Source organism: Methylobacterium sp. E-066, assembly GCF_022829635.1.
In the GTDB taxonomy this organism is placed as follows: Bacteria; Pseudomonadota; Alphaproteobacteria; order Rhizobiales; family Beijerinckiaceae; genus Methylobacterium.
Map to the genome: position 1 here is coordinate 1 of NZ_JAKSYO010000137.1, position 12,654 is coordinate 12,654.

The 12,654-nt window shown below is 67.3% G+C and carries 14 protein-coding genes; 12 read left to right on the forward strand and 2 right to left on the reverse strand.

Annotated features, from left to right (window positions below):
• The 4 genes from MKL20_RS19725 to MKL20_RS19740 all read left to right on the forward strand — a co-directional run.
• Positions 1 to 735 (forward strand): ABC transporter substrate-binding protein (locus tag MKL20_RS19725; protein WP_244038099.1); only part of this gene is annotated, 735 nt, incomplete at its 5' end.
• Positions 736 to 771: 36 nt separating this feature from the next.
• Entirely contained in the window at positions 772 to 1,731 is a 960-nt protein-coding gene (locus tag MKL20_RS19730) for an ABC transporter permease (RefSeq protein WP_244038100.1), read from the forward strand.
• Positions 1,697 to 2,629 (forward strand): ABC transporter permease, encoded by a 933-nt coding sequence (locus MKL20_RS19735; protein ID WP_244038101.1) that lies wholly within the window; start codon positions 1,697 to 1,699, stop codon positions 2,627 to 2,629. The genes MKL20_RS19730 and MKL20_RS19735 overlap by 35 nt, the downstream gene beginning before the upstream one ends.
• Positions 2,630 to 2,735: 106 nt before the next feature.
• Positions 2,736 to 4,586, forward strand: a complete 1,851-nt coding sequence (locus tag MKL20_RS19740; protein ID WP_244038102.1) for an ABC transporter ATP-binding protein — start codon at positions 2,736 to 2,738, stop codon at positions 4,584 to 4,586.
• Between the two features lie 12 nt (positions 4,587 to 4,598).
• On the opposite strand, the gene MKL20_RS19745 is transcribed toward MKL20_RS19740, so the two are convergent.
• Together MKL20_RS19745 and MKL20_RS33285 are read right to left on the reverse strand one after the other, a co-directional pair.
• Complete coding sequence (locus tag MKL20_RS19745) at positions 4,599 to 5,129, reverse strand: GNAT family N-acetyltransferase (RefSeq protein ID WP_244038103.1); 531 nt, start codon at positions 5,127 to 5,129, stop codon at positions 4,599 to 4,601.
• Positions 5,126 to 5,665, reverse strand: a complete 540-nt coding sequence (locus MKL20_RS33285) for a DUF1778 domain-containing protein (protein WP_409568172.1) — start codon at positions 5,663 to 5,665, stop codon at positions 5,126 to 5,128. Before MKL20_RS33285 ends, MKL20_RS19745 begins: the two co-directional genes overlap by 4 nt.
• Between MKL20_RS33285 and MKL20_RS19755 the strand changes: the two genes are divergently transcribed.
• The 8 genes from MKL20_RS19755 to MKL20_RS19785 all read left to right on the forward strand — a co-directional run.
• Positions 5,640 to 5,996 carry a hypothetical protein gene (locus MKL20_RS19755; RefSeq protein ID WP_244038104.1) on the forward strand — a complete coding sequence of 119 codons (357 nt, stop codon included), beginning with the start codon at positions 5,640 to 5,642 and terminating at the stop codon, positions 5,994 to 5,996. The genes MKL20_RS33285 and MKL20_RS19755 overlap by 26 nt on opposite strands.
• A 24-nt stretch (positions 5,997 to 6,020) precedes the next feature.
• On the forward strand, positions 6,021 to 7,181 hold the full coding sequence (locus MKL20_RS19760; RefSeq protein ID WP_244038105.1) for a hypothetical protein: 1,161 nt from the start codon (positions 6,021 to 6,023) through the stop codon (positions 7,179 to 7,181).
• A 222-nt stretch (positions 7,182 to 7,403) separates the two neighbouring features.
• Positions 7,404 to 8,561, forward strand: coding sequence for a tyrosine-type recombinase/integrase (locus MKL20_RS19765; protein WP_244038106.1), 1,158 nt, complete (start codon positions 7,404 to 7,406; stop codon positions 8,559 to 8,561).
• A complete protein-coding gene (locus MKL20_RS19770) occupies positions 8,554 to 9,174 on the forward strand; it encodes a hypothetical protein (protein ID WP_244038107.1) in 621 nt (206 codons plus the stop codon). Before MKL20_RS19765 ends, MKL20_RS19770 begins: the two co-directional genes overlap by 8 nt.
• 92 nt (positions 9,175 to 9,266) lie before the next feature.
• A complete protein-coding gene (locus MKL20_RS33290) occupies positions 9,267 to 9,494 on the forward strand; it encodes a helix-turn-helix domain-containing protein (RefSeq protein ID WP_409568173.1) in 228 nt (75 codons plus the stop codon).
• A gap of 204 nt (positions 9,495 to 9,698) precedes the next feature.
• On the forward strand, positions 9,699 to 9,992 hold the full coding sequence (locus tag MKL20_RS19775; protein WP_244038108.1) for a hypothetical protein: 294 nt from the start codon (positions 9,699 to 9,701) through the stop codon (positions 9,990 to 9,992).
• Positions 9,989 to 12,202 carry a DUF3987 domain-containing protein gene (locus tag MKL20_RS19780; RefSeq protein ID WP_244038109.1) on the forward strand — a complete coding sequence of 738 codons (2,214 nt, stop codon included), beginning with the start codon at positions 9,989 to 9,991 and terminating at the stop codon, positions 12,200 to 12,202. Before MKL20_RS19775 ends, MKL20_RS19780 begins: the two co-directional genes overlap by 4 nt.
• Positions 12,203 to 12,253: 51 nt before the next feature.
• Positions 12,254 to 12,654 (forward strand): DUF3102 domain-containing protein (locus tag MKL20_RS19785; protein WP_244038110.1); only part of this gene is annotated, 401 nt, incomplete at its 3' end.

Sequence of the window (12,654 nt, forward strand, 5' to 3'; positions counted from 1 at the left end):
TGCCACGCGATGAGCCTGTTGGTCGATCGCAAGTCGATCCAGGACTACATCTACGGCCGCACCGGCCGGGCCACGGCCAATTCGGTGAACGGCCCGGAGCGCTTCGTCTCGAAGAACACAAGCTTCGCGTTCGATCCGGCCAAGGCCAACGCGCTCCTCGACGAGGCCGGCTGGGTGAAGGGCGCCGACGGCGTGCGGGCCAAGGACGGCAAGCGCCTGAAGCTGCTGTTCCAGACCTCGATCAACGCCCCGCGCCAGAAGACCCAGGCGATCATCAAGCAGGCCGCCGCCAAGGCCGGCATCGAGATCGAGCTGAAATCGATCACCGGCTCGGTGTTCTTCTCCTCCGACACAGCCAACCCGGACACGTTCCCGCATTTCTACGCGGACATGGAGATGTACGCGATCAGCATGACCCAGGCCGATCCGTCGACCTGGCTGCTCCAGTACGTGTCCTGGGAGGCCGCCACCAAGGAGAACAAGTGGCAGGGCCGCAACATCGCGCGCTGGCGCAATGCCGATTACGATGCGGCCTATAAAGCCGCCCAGGCGGAGCTCGATCCGGTCAAGCGCGCCGCCCTGCTGATTAAGGCCAACGACCTCGCGGTCTCGGAGAACATCCTGCCGCTGATCCACCGGGCCGAGGTCTCGGGGGTCTCCGCCAAGCTCGTGGCGCCGCGCAGCGGCTGGGACAACGACCTGTCGTTCCTGCCCGAATGGAGCCGGGAGGCCTGAGCGGGAGTCGCGCGCCAAGAATCGAGGCACAACACAATGGGCGCCTACATCCTGCGCAGGCTCCTGATCGCGATCCCGAGCCTGCTCGGGATCAGCCTGATCCTGTTCGTCGTCCTGGCGCTCGCGCCGGGCGACCCGTTCGGCGAGCTCGCCGCCAACCCCAACGTGCCCCCGGAGGTGCGCGCGGCCCTGCGGATCAAGTTCGGGCTCGATGACCCGATCTTCACCCGCTACCTGCGCTGGCTCGGGGCCATGCTGCACGGCGATTGGGGGTTCTCCTTCGCCAGCCGGGTGAACGTCGACACGCTGATCCTGCAGCGGCTGCCCACCACCCTGTTCGTGGTCGGCTCCTCGCAAGTCCTGGCCCTGCTGGTGGCGGTGCCGGTAGGCCTCTACGCCGCCCGCCGGCCCTACTCGCTGGCCGACCAGGTCGCCAACACCCTGGCCTTCGTGGGCTTCTCGCTGCCGACCTTCTTCACCGGCCTGCTGTTCATCCTGCTGTTCTCGATCAAGCTCGGCTGGCTGCCCTTCGTCTACCAGGCCAACCTCCCCGGCACCGGCCTGGCCTGGGCCTGGGAGACCATCCGGCAGTCGATCATGCCGGTGGCGGTGCTGGGCTTCTTCCAGGCCGCGTCCTACACCCGCTACGTGCGCGCCTCGGCGCTGGACGTCGCCCGCCTCGACTACGTCACCACCGCCCGGGCCAAGGGGCTCACCGAGGGCACGGTGACCCGCCGGCACATCGCCCGCAACGCCCTGATCCCGGTGGTAACGCTCGTCGCCCTGCAGATCCCGGCGGTGTTCGGCGGCGCCATCGTCACCGAGCAGATCTTCCGGATCCCCGGCATCGGCTCCCTGCTGATCGACGCGATGCTGGCCAACGACACGCCGGTGGTGATGGCCGTGACCTTCGTGTTCGCCGGCCTCGTCGTCCTGTTCAACCTCGTCGCGGACCTGCTCTATGGCTGGCTCGACCCTCGCATCGCCCTCCGTTGAGGCGCCTCCCCGCGCCCGCTCCCCGGCCTCGCCCGGGCGGGAGACCTGGCGGCGCTTCCGCCGGCACCGGCTGGCGCTGGCGAGCGTCGCCGTGCTGGCGGTGCTGGTCGGCGGCGTGCTGTTCGGCGGCCTGATCTGGCCGCTGGCCATCGACGACATCGACTTCGCCGCCCAGCTCCAGGGCCCGTCCTGGGCGCACCCGTTCGGCACCGACGATCTCGGCCAGGACCTGCTCGCCCGGATGATCTATGGCGGCCGGATCTCGCTCGCGGTGGGCTTCGCCGCCATGGCGGTGGCGAGCTTGATCGGAATCGTGGTCGGGGCGCTGGCCGGCATGTCGCGCCGGCTGCTCGACCCGGCCCTGATGTGGCTGACCGACCTGTTCCTGTCGCTGCCGCAACTGCCGCTGCTGCTCCTGATCATCTACCTGTTTCGCGACAGCCTGAAATCCGTGTTCGGGGTCCAGGGCGGCGTCTTTCTCATGATCGTCGCGGTGATCGGGGGGCTGCGCTGGATGCCGGTCGCCCGGCTGGTGCGGGCGCAGTTCCTGACCCTGCGGGAGAAGGAGTTCGTCGAGGCCGCCCGCTCGCAGGGGGCGACCACCGGGCACCTCGTGCGCCGCCACATCCTGCCGAACGCGCTCGGGCCGGTGATCGTAGCCGCCTCCATCGAGGTCTCGGCGGCGATCATCGCGGAATCCACTTTGTCGTTCCTGGGCCTCGGCTTCCCCCCGGACATCCCGACCTGGGGCCGCCTGCTGTTCGACGCCAAGGACCATCTCGACGTCGCCCCGCACTGGGCGCTGTTCCCCGGCGGCGCGATTTTTCTGACGGTCCTGTCGATCAACTTCATCGGCGACGGCCTGCGCGACGCCCTCGACCCGCGCCGGGTTTTTTGACGTGGGGCGGCCTGCTTCCGGATCTCCCACCCGACCCCCTCATCCTGAGGTGCAGGGTGGGAGGTTCGTTGCCGCACGAAATCCGGACTGATCAGGAGTGAGCCCCGTGACGGATCCGATCCTGTCGGTGCGCGACCTCACCGCCGCCTTCCGCTCCGAGGGGCGCTGGCGCGAGGTGGTGCACGGCGTCTCGTTCGACATCGGCCCGCGGGAGACCGTGGCGCTGGTGGGCGAATCCGGCTCCGGCAAGAGCGTCAGCGCCCTGTCGATCATGCGCCTGCTCGCCCGGGACGCGAGCCGCATCGGCGGCAGCGTGCGCTTCGAGGGCCGGGAGCTGCGCACCGCCTCCGAGGCCGAGATGCGTCGGGTCCGGGGCGATTCCATCGCCATGATCTTCCAGGAACCGATGACCTCCCTGAACCCGGTCCTGACCATCGGCTTCCAGATCGCCGAGGCGCTGATCCGGCACCGGGGCCTGTCGCGGGCCGCCGCCGAGGCCGAAGTGGTCCGGCTCCTCGACAAGGTCCGGATCCCCGGCGCCCGGTCGCGGATCCATCAATACCCGCACCTGTTCTCGGGCGGCATGCGCCAGCGGGTGATGATTGCCATGGCGCTCGCCTGCCGGCCAAGACTCCTGATCGCCGACGAGCCGACCACGGCCCTCGACGTGACCATCCAGGCCCAGATCCTCGACCTGATCAAGAGCCTCCAGGACGAGGAGGGCATGTCGGTCCTGTTCATCACCCACGACATGGGCGTGGTCGCCGAGATCGCCGACCGCACGGTGGTGATGGTTCACGGCCGGGCCGTGGAGACCGGCCCCACCGCCCGGATTTTTTCCGCGCCCGAGGATCCCTACACCCGGGCGCTGCTCGCCGCCGTGCCGCGGCTCGGCGCCATGGCGGGCCGGGCGCGTCCGATGCGCTTCCCCGTGATCGACCGCGCCACCGGCGTTGCGGAGCCGACCCCCGAGACCCCCGACACCGTCCGGGCGGCCGAGCGTCCGGTCCTGGAGGTGCGCGACCTGACCACCCGGTTCGAGATGCGCGCCGGCCTGTTCGGCCGGGTGACCGGCCGGGTCCACGCGGTGGAGCGGGTCTCGTTCAGCCTCGCGGCCGGTGAGACCCTGGCGCTGGTCGGCGAATCCGGCTGCGGCAAGTCCACCACCGGCCGCTCGATCCTGCGCCTGGTCGAGCCGCTCTCCGGCTCGGTCCTGCTCGACGGCGAGGACCTGATCGGCCTCGATGCCAAAACCCTGCGCACGCGCCGTCAGCGGATGCAGATGATCTTCCAGGACCCGTTCGCCAGCCTCGACCCGCGCATGAGCGTCGGCGCCGCGGTGGCCGAGCCCCTGCTGATCAACCGCCTCGCCTCCCGCCGGGACGCGCAGGAGCGCGCCGAGGCGCTGCTGACCCGGGTCGGGCTGCCGGCCGAGGCCGCCGGGCGCTTCCCGCACGAGTTCTCCGGCGGCCAGCGCCAGCGGATCTGCATCGCCCGGGCGCTGGCGCTGCGCCCCCGCCTGATCGTGGCCGACGAGGCGGTCTCGGCGCTCGACGTCTCGGTGAAGGCGCAGGTGGTCAACCTGATGCTCGACCTGCAGGCCGAGATGGGGCTCGCCTACCTGTTCATCTCCCACGACATGGCGGTGGTCGAGCGGGTGAGCCACCGGGTGGCGGTGATGTATCTCGGCGAGATCGTGGAGATCGGCCCCCGGGCGGCGGTGTTCGGCCACCCACAGCACCCCTACACGAAGAAGCTGCTGGCCGCCGTCCCGGTCCCCGACCCGGCCCGCCGCCGCGACCGCCATGCCCTGCCGGACGACGAGATCCGCAGCCCGATCCGCGCGCCGGACTACGTGCCGCCTGAGCGCCTCTACCGGGAAGTCTCCCCGGGCCACGTCGTGCAGGCATGGGGCGCCGACTGGGAGGCCGCCACGACGCGGGTCGCGGCGGCGTGATGGGGCGCGCGCTCAGCCCAGCAAAGCGCGAACCGTCGCGATCGGGAGAAAGAGGCGCAGCGGTTGGGAGGGCAGCGGCATAAACCCGTACCCGCTGTAAAGCTTCAGGCGCCGTGCGACCCGCTCGGGATTCCCGCAATCGAGCACGTCGAGCATGACCACCGCAATCCCGAGATCGTCGGCGGCGCGGGCGATCCGGCCGAGCCCGTCGACAAGCAGGTCGCCGCCGAATCCCCGTCCGGCGAAGCGCGTATCGACGCCGATCATCGCGATGTAGGCCGCCGGGATTTGGCCATGGCCAGGACGGGTCCGGGCATAGCGCGGCGGCAGGTCGGCATAATCGACGGCGTGCGCGTTCACGGCATAGAAGCCGATCAAACCGTCATCCGGCGACGTCATCACGAACACCCGCAGGTTGTCCGCCCTGACGAGTTTGCCCGCCGTCTTCCTGAAGAAATTGTCGACCGGCTCGACCCCGCACGAGAAGCCCGCCCGATCGTGCCGGGCGGGATCCAGCGGCTCGATGAGGGTGCCCCCGGTCACCGGCTGACGATGGTCGCCCTGTGACGGTCGAAAGCCGCGCGTAGCGCCTCCGTGGCGGGCGGCGGGTCATCGAGGGTGGCAAAGAAGGCCGCGTGATCGACCGGTTGCAGCATCGTGCGCTCGTGCGACGCGATCGTCTCGACCGCCGCACGATAGGCCGCGTTCATCGTGAAGACGGAATCGTCCACCCCTGACAGGGCCGCAGCGCGCTGGATCGCTGCCTTGATATGCGGCTTCGTCCGGAAATTCATCCGTTCGGTGCTGCGCTCGTCCGGATTGTGCACCGAATCGTGGGAGGGACGCATGCCGGTTTCCTCCAGAAAGGAGCCCGTAACGTACGTCGGAAAGGCGTACAGCGCAAGCACGTGAGCGCGCCAGTGAACGTGGTTGCGGAACAGCTTGCCGGTGTCCTGCAAGAGAAGGACAACGCCATACATATCGGTGGAAGGCCGTTCAACGATGGTCCGGACAGCTGTGAGGACATGGCAACGCACGAGCCGACCGCCCCCGGTGGGCGAGGCCGAACGGAACGCCATCGTGGCCGCCTGCGAGGCGCTGATCCGCGATGTCCTGAAGCCGCGCTTCCTGCCGGAGATCCGGCCGACCGACTGGAACTACCCGGTCGATATCCGCGGCGACTGGCGCGGCGGGCGCTACCGGTTCATGCAGCGCTATCGCTCGGGGATGGCGCATAATCGCGGCGAGGAGTTCGACGCGCCCTTCGCCCGCCTCGACCGGATGGGGCCGGACCGCTTCGACATCCAGTGGATGCGGCACACCGGACAATGGTGGCGGCTCCATACCGGGCTCACGCTGGCGGAGGCACTCCACAGGCTCGAAACCGATGGTATCCTGCACCCGGTCTGATGCGCCCGATGGGGAGGCTTCGGCGTGAGCGAATACCAATATTATGAGTTTCTAGCGATCGACCGGCGACTGGACGAATCCGACCGGAAGGCGCTCCGGGCCCTGTCGACCCGCGCCACCATCACGGCGACGCGGTTCGTCAACACCTATCAGTGGGGCGACTTCAAGGGCGACCCGGCCAAGCTCATGGAACGCTGGTTCGACCTGCACCTCTACCTCGCCAATTGGGGCACGCGCCGGCTAATGCTGCGCCTGCCGGAACGGTTCGTCGATGTCCCCGGCCTCGGCCGCTTCCTCGACGCGGTCGACGAGGTGACGATCCGGCGCGCGGGCGACAATGTCATCTTCGACATTCTGAGCGAATGTAAGGAGCCCGACGACGACATCTGGTACGACGATGACGACGAGGAATCGGACGAGGGCGGGCGGCTCGCCGAACTGGCGCCGTTGCGCGCGGACCTGATCGACGGCGATCTCAGGCTGTTCTATCTCCTCTGGCTGAAGGCGCTCGAAGCCGACGCCTTGGACGACGCCACCGTCGAACCGCTGCCGGGGATCGGCCCGCTCACGGACGCGCTCGCCGCCGGCGCGGCGTTCTTTCGCATCGATCCCGATCTCGTGGCGGCTGCGGCTGAAATCGAGGCGTCGGCCGCGGTGGCTCCCTCGCCCCGCGCCCTGGAAGCCGCGGTGGCCGGGCTTCCGGAGGCCGAGAAGACCGCGTTCCTGGTCCGGCTCGTCAACGCTGACCCTCATGCCGGCACGGAGCTGAAGCGCCTGCTGCGCCACCATCTGCCGCAGGCCGAGACCGCGTCGCAGCCGCCGCTGCGGAATGTCGGAGCCCTGCGCGCCCGCGCCGAGGCGATCCGCCACGAGCGCGAGCGGGCCGAGGCCGAAGCAGCGGAAGCCCGGCGCCGACGCGAGGCCGAGGAGGCCGAGAAGCAGTGTCGCGCCCGCCTCGACGCCCTGGCGCGGCGCGGCGAAGCCGTCTGGCGCGAGATCGAGACCGAGATCGATCGGCGCAACGCGTCCGGCTATACCAAAGCCTTCGATCTCCTGTCGGACCTGAAAATTCTGGCGGCCGAACGCGGCCTGACCGCGGATTTCGACACGCGCCTCGCCGGCATCCGGCAGCGGCACGCGCAGAAAGGCCGCTTCCTCGAGCGGCTGGCAGCAGGAGGACTATAGAGGCGCGAAGCGTCGGGCCAGGGTGGGTCAGATGGCGGAGGGAGCGTCCTTCAAAGGACTGTCCGCCACTGTCCGCCGTTGACTGTAAGCTGTTGTTTTTCCTGGGGCGCCCTCCCTCGCGCTGTCTTCCCGTACACACACGGACACGCTACAATCCGGCTCTCGTTTGTAGGTAAGGCTGTAGGTTGTGAGTTGAGGCGCGGGCCGGGACAGCTGTCTGCATTGGTCGTCTCGCGCACGCGGGAGCCGGGCCTCTACGCCGATGGCGGTGGCCTCTACCTCCAGGTGACGCATGCCGACGCGCGATCCTGGATCTTCCGGTTCATGCTCAACGGCCGAGCCAGGTCAATGGGTCTCGGCTCGCTCCACACGCTGACGCTGGCCGAGGCGCGCAACAAGGCCACGGAATGCCGAAAGCTCTGCCTCGACGGTATCGATCCGATAGAGGCTCGTCAGAGGGTTCGATCGGCCGCTCAGCTCGACGCGGCGAAGGCCATGACGTTCGACGCCTGCGCCGAGGCCTACATCGAGGCGCACAAGAAGGGTTGGCGCAACGAGAAGCATGTCGACCAGTGGCGCAACACCCTGGCGACCTATGCCTCGCCCGTGTTCGGCGCCCTCCCCGTCCAAGCGGTCGACACCGGGCTCGTGATGCGGGTGATCGAGCCGATCTGGGGCGACAAGACTGAGACCGCCACCCGAGTTCGGGGCCGGATCGAATCCGTTCTCGATTGGGCTGCCACGCGCGGCTACCGCCAGGGCGAGAACCCGGCGCGCTGGCGCGGCCACCTGCAGAACCTCTTGCCGAAGCGATCGAAGGTGCAGCGCGTCGAGCACTACGCCGCCCTCCCCTTCGTTCAGATCGGCGAGTTCATCGCCAGCCTTCGCCAGCAAAACGGGACCTCGCCCCTGGCGTTGGAATTCACGATCCTGACGGCCGCCCGCACCGGCGAGGTGATCGGGGCGACCTGGGATGAGATCGACCTAGCCGAGTGGGCCTGGACCGTGCCGGCCGAGCGGATGAAGGGCGGTCGCGAGCATCGGGTGCCGCTCTGCGCTCAGGCCCTGAGAATCCTCGAACGGTTCAGGGCGCTCGACGACAAGTATGTCTTCCCCGGCGGCAAGCGCGGGAAGCCACTATCCAACATGGCCATGTTGGAACTGCTGAAGCGGATGGGTCGGGCGGATCTGACCGTGCACGGCTTCCGATCGACCTTCCGTGACTGGGCGGCCGAGACCACACACTTCCCGAATGAGATGGTGGAGATGGCGCTCGCCCACATCATCGAAAACAAGGTCGAGGCGGCCTACCGGCGCGGCGATCTATTCCAGAAGCGTCGCGAGCTGATGGATGCTTGGGCGGTGTACTGTGTTGGATGAATGGATCTCATTAGCGCGAGCATTCGAAATGATGCTTGTGTCGGAAATAGATCCACTTCTTGTTGAGAGCCTTCTAGTTCCAGCCCTTTGGCACGGCGAGGTTCCCGCTATCAGCCGCCGCGCTCTTGTTGAAGGTAAGCGCATCAAAGATCTAAAGCTGGTAACGAATATTGAGTGGCGATGGGAAGAGAGCCCGATTATTTTTGATTGGGCAAATTCCCGAGCATGGTCGCCTGCCGGTTTTAATCGGCATTCACGCGAGACTGAAAGTGTGCGCGTTCCGCAGATAGATTACTATGTCATCGAGGTTGAGAAGGAAGCAATATTCCGACTTATTCCGGAGCTTCGCGGAATGACTGGGCCAAAGCAGAAAATCCCCGGTCGACCGAATGTTGTTCAGGTCTTTGGCCCTGAAATCGAGCGCAGGGCTGCCGCTCAGGAACGTTATGAAACGCAGACTGATTGGGCCAATGTACTGATCGATTGGTACCGCGAAGTATACGGTAAGGAAGCGCCGCCCATATCAACAAAAAGAATTACGAATCATTATGGGAAGCGGTTAAACCAGCTGAAGCCGAAGGAAACTGCTCGGAAAGCCCAAAACCCAAAATGAAATATTTTTGGGCGCGCTTTTATGGGCGCCTGTAGAGGTTCACGTTCTGCTTATCAGCGCGGACACGTGCTGACACAGAAGGAATAGCCCCAATGAACTCCAGGGAGTTTAAGGCGGCGCGGGGAGACCTGCGCGCGTCAACCGAGAAACTCGCCTATTCGGTGAACGAGGTCTGCCATAGTCTCAGTCTCAGTCGAACCACTGTGTACGAACTTATCGCCAAAAAGCAGCTGCGGTCGATCAAGATCGGAGTGAAGACCCTGATCCCAGCCGATAGCCTTCGCGGCTACCTCGCATCTCTTGAGCAGGAGGCCGCATAGGTTGGCCTACAACGTCAGAACCCCCGGCGCTGGTACGCCGAGGGCTCTGGGAAATGTCTGCTTGGCGGCTGACGATCTCAGAGATAACCCACACCACGCCGACCTTCAAGCGCGCCGGATCACCGCGCGCCTGAAATGCAGCCCGGCCGTCGCCGCAGTTATCGCGGCTCACGCCTTTGGTCTTCCCGAGAACTGGAGGGGCGCATGAGCGCCCCCACCCTCAACCCCAACGACTACGCCTATGGCGACCCGGACAAGTACCGGGCCCACATCGCCGAGCTGATGGCCCTCGTCAGCATGCGTGCCAACATGGCCGGCGATTATGCGGCCATGCGCGACGACGCCGGCCTCCGGTACTCGATGAAGTGCGCCGCAGCCGAATTCCGTGCCGCCCTCAACCTGCTCGGCGACCTGACCGAGCAGATGGAACGCGAGCGCCAGAGGCGGCAGCCCGCGCCTGCCTCCCACCCCCATTCGAATCAGGAGGCGCGCGTATGAGAGCGCAGCATTTCGCCGCCGAGGTGTCCCGCCTCGGCCCCGCGGCCGATGACCACCGTCCCGGTGATCGCGCCAAACCTAACGGCGCCAACGGCACTATCGGCACAGGGGGGTCTGGTTCCTGGCCGGAGCCCGACCTGAGCCTGCTCGGCACCGGTCGGCGCTCACCGCCGGCCTTCCCACTCCATCTGCTCGGCCCATGGGCCGGGTGGTGCGAGCGCAAGGCCAAGGGGGCGTCCGCGCCGGTCGACTATGTGGCGGTGGCCCTGCTCGCCAGCGTCGGCGCCACCATCGCCAACGTGCGCTGGCCCCGGGCCGGTACCGCGTGGTCGGAGCCGCCGGTCCTGTGGTGCGCGGAGGTCGGGCCGCCATCCTCATCCAAGTCGCCGAGCATGGACGCCGCCTTCAACCTCGTGCGCTTCGCCGAGGATCGGATGGCCGACGGCTTCGAGGCGGTTCAGCAGGAGCATGCCACCGCCAAGCAGGCCTGCGAGGCCCGGGTCGAGGCATGGAAGATCGAGGTCCGCACCGCTGTGAAGAACGGCGACCCGCCGCCCGCGATGCCGCCCGACGCGCAGGAGCCGCCCGCGCCGGTTCGGCCGCGGATCCGGGTGGCCGACGCCACGGTCGAGGCGCTGGGGGCCCTGGCGGCAGGCCTGCCGCGCGGCCTGCTGCTCGTGCGAGACGAACTGGCCGGCTGGCTAGGCGCCTTCGATAAGTATGGCGGCGGTGGCTCTGACCGAGCGTTTGCGATCGAGATGTATGGCGGGCGCGCCTACGTCGTCGATCGGATGAAGAACCCGGAGCCGCTGCGCATCCGGCATCTCAGCATCGGCGTGCTCGGCGGCGTTCAGCCGGACAAGCTGGAGATGATCCTGAACGGTCCCGACGACGGGTTGGCCTCAAGGCTGCTCTGGGCATGGCCGGAGACGAAGCCGGACTTCAACCTCGCCCGCGGCGCGCAGGACGATGGGCCGATGCAGCGCGCGTTCGCCCGGCTCACCGATCTGCTGCAGCTCCATGACGAGTTCGGTCACCCGGAGCCGGTGTTGGTGCCGCTCGCCCGCGATGCGGAGGATCGGCTGGAGGCGTTCGCCCGGGACATCGTCGACCGCTGTCACGTCGCCAGCGGCCTGCTCGCCGGCACCCTCGGCAAGGCCCGCGGGCACGCCCTGCGCCTATCCGCCGTGCTTGAGTTCCTGTGGTGGTGTGGCGGCTCGGATCAGGCCGAACCGCAGGTCATCTCGCCGGACGCGGTCACCGCGGCGGCCGACCTGTTGAACGCCTACTTCCTGCCGATGGCCGAGCGGGTGTTCGGGGACGCCACGATTCCGATGGTGGAGCGGCGTGGGATGCTATTGGCACAGCACCTCCGGCAGAACCGGTTGCCCGAGTTCAACGCCCGCGATGTTCGGCGCCAGGTCGGCGGCATGCTGCGGGACGCGGCGGATATGGAGGCGGCCTGCAAGCAGTTGGTCGAGGCCGGGCTGATCCGGCCGCGCTTCACCCGGGCCGGCGAAGTGAAGGGCCGGAAGTCTCAGAGCTACGAGGTTCACCCGGAGGTCGCCGTCACCCGCCCTTTTGCCGGTAGCCCGGTTCCTGAGCGATCTTACCCCCCTGTGCCAATAGTGCCATTAGCGCCAATAGCTCCGAAAACCGACCTAACGGCACAAACGGCACAAACGGCACAGGGGGGTAAGATAAATTCGGACGCGCGTGAGATCGGCCGCGTGTTCGAGGAGATGATCACCCCGGCGCTTGATCACCTCGTGGAGGTAGCCGATCGGGCGAAGGTCCGCGGAACGATGGTGGCGTCAGACCCAAAACGTCGGTCGAAGCGCACCAACAAGCAGATCGTGACGGTGTTCACGATCTCCGCCATCTCGCGATGCGTGAAGGCCAGCGCGGGACCGCTGGTGAGCTTGGAGGACAAGCTCGACATCACGCCCCCGCACAAGCGCTCGATCAGAGCCGATCTGCTTGGGCGTGAGGCGCACACCATAATGGGCTGCGGGGGCAACTGGCCTTGCTGGATCGTGGTCGTTGAAGGCGATCAGAGAGGCCGTGGCTATCCGGCCAATCCCGATTCCTTCGACGCCTGGTTCAGGGGCTGGACCACAACCAAGGGCATCGTGGTCGTCGGCGACTGGCGCGAGGAAGCACGGAACGACGGTGGGTTGGATTGGCTGAAGCGCGCGGCGGCGGAGTGACTGCGCTCGGATCGCAGCCCGGCACCATTCATTAGCAACGGAGGATTCGTGATGACCCATTCCAATATCGCCGGTGCGATCAACGCTGCCCATGCCGGCGTCGAGGCTGCCAAGCGCGAAGGCGCCCGGTACGCAGTCGAGTGCGGCCGGCTGCTCGCCCAGGCCAAGGAGACTGTCCCGCACGGTGGTTGGGACGCCTGGCTCCGGTTGAACACCACGGTCTCACCCAGGACGGCGCAGCTCTACATGCGGATCGCTCGGCACGTGGAAGGCGACCCGGCAAAAGCGCAACGCGTTGCGGGTTTGAGCGTGCGGGAGGCCGCGGCCGAGGCGACCGGACCAAAGCGCACGGCGGCGGCGCGCAAGCTCATGTCGCCGGAGGTCGAGCACGACTTCACTGAGTTGAAGCAGGTCTGGGACGAAGCGAAGGACAACCCTGATTGGCAGGAAGG

What these genes read in the sequence shown, in the direction of transcription:
- MKL20_RS19730 (WP_244038100.1), top strand. Translation starts at nt 772, where the DNA reads ATGGGCGCCTACATCCTGCGCAGGCTCCTGATCGCGATCCCGAGCCTG.
- MKL20_RS19735 (WP_244038101.1), top strand. Translation starts at nt 1,697, where the DNA reads ATGGCTGGCTCGACCCTCGCATCGCCCTCCGTTGAGGCGCCTCCCCGC.
- MKL20_RS33285 (WP_409568172.1), bottom strand. Translation starts at nt 5,665, where the DNA reads ATGGCGTTCCGTTCGGCCTCGCCCACCGGGGGCGGTCGGCTCGTGCGT.
- MKL20_RS33290 (WP_409568173.1), top strand. Translation starts at nt 9,267, where the DNA reads ATGAACTCCAGGGAGTTTAAGGCGGCGCGGGGAGACCTGCGCGCGTCA.
- MKL20_RS19775 (WP_244038108.1), top strand. Translation starts at nt 9,699, where the DNA reads ATGAGCGCCCCCACCCTCAACCCCAACGACTACGCCTATGGCGACCCG.
- MKL20_RS19780 (WP_244038109.1), top strand. Translation starts at nt 9,989, where the DNA reads ATGAGAGCGCAGCATTTCGCCGCCGAGGTGTCCCGCCTCGGCCCCGCG.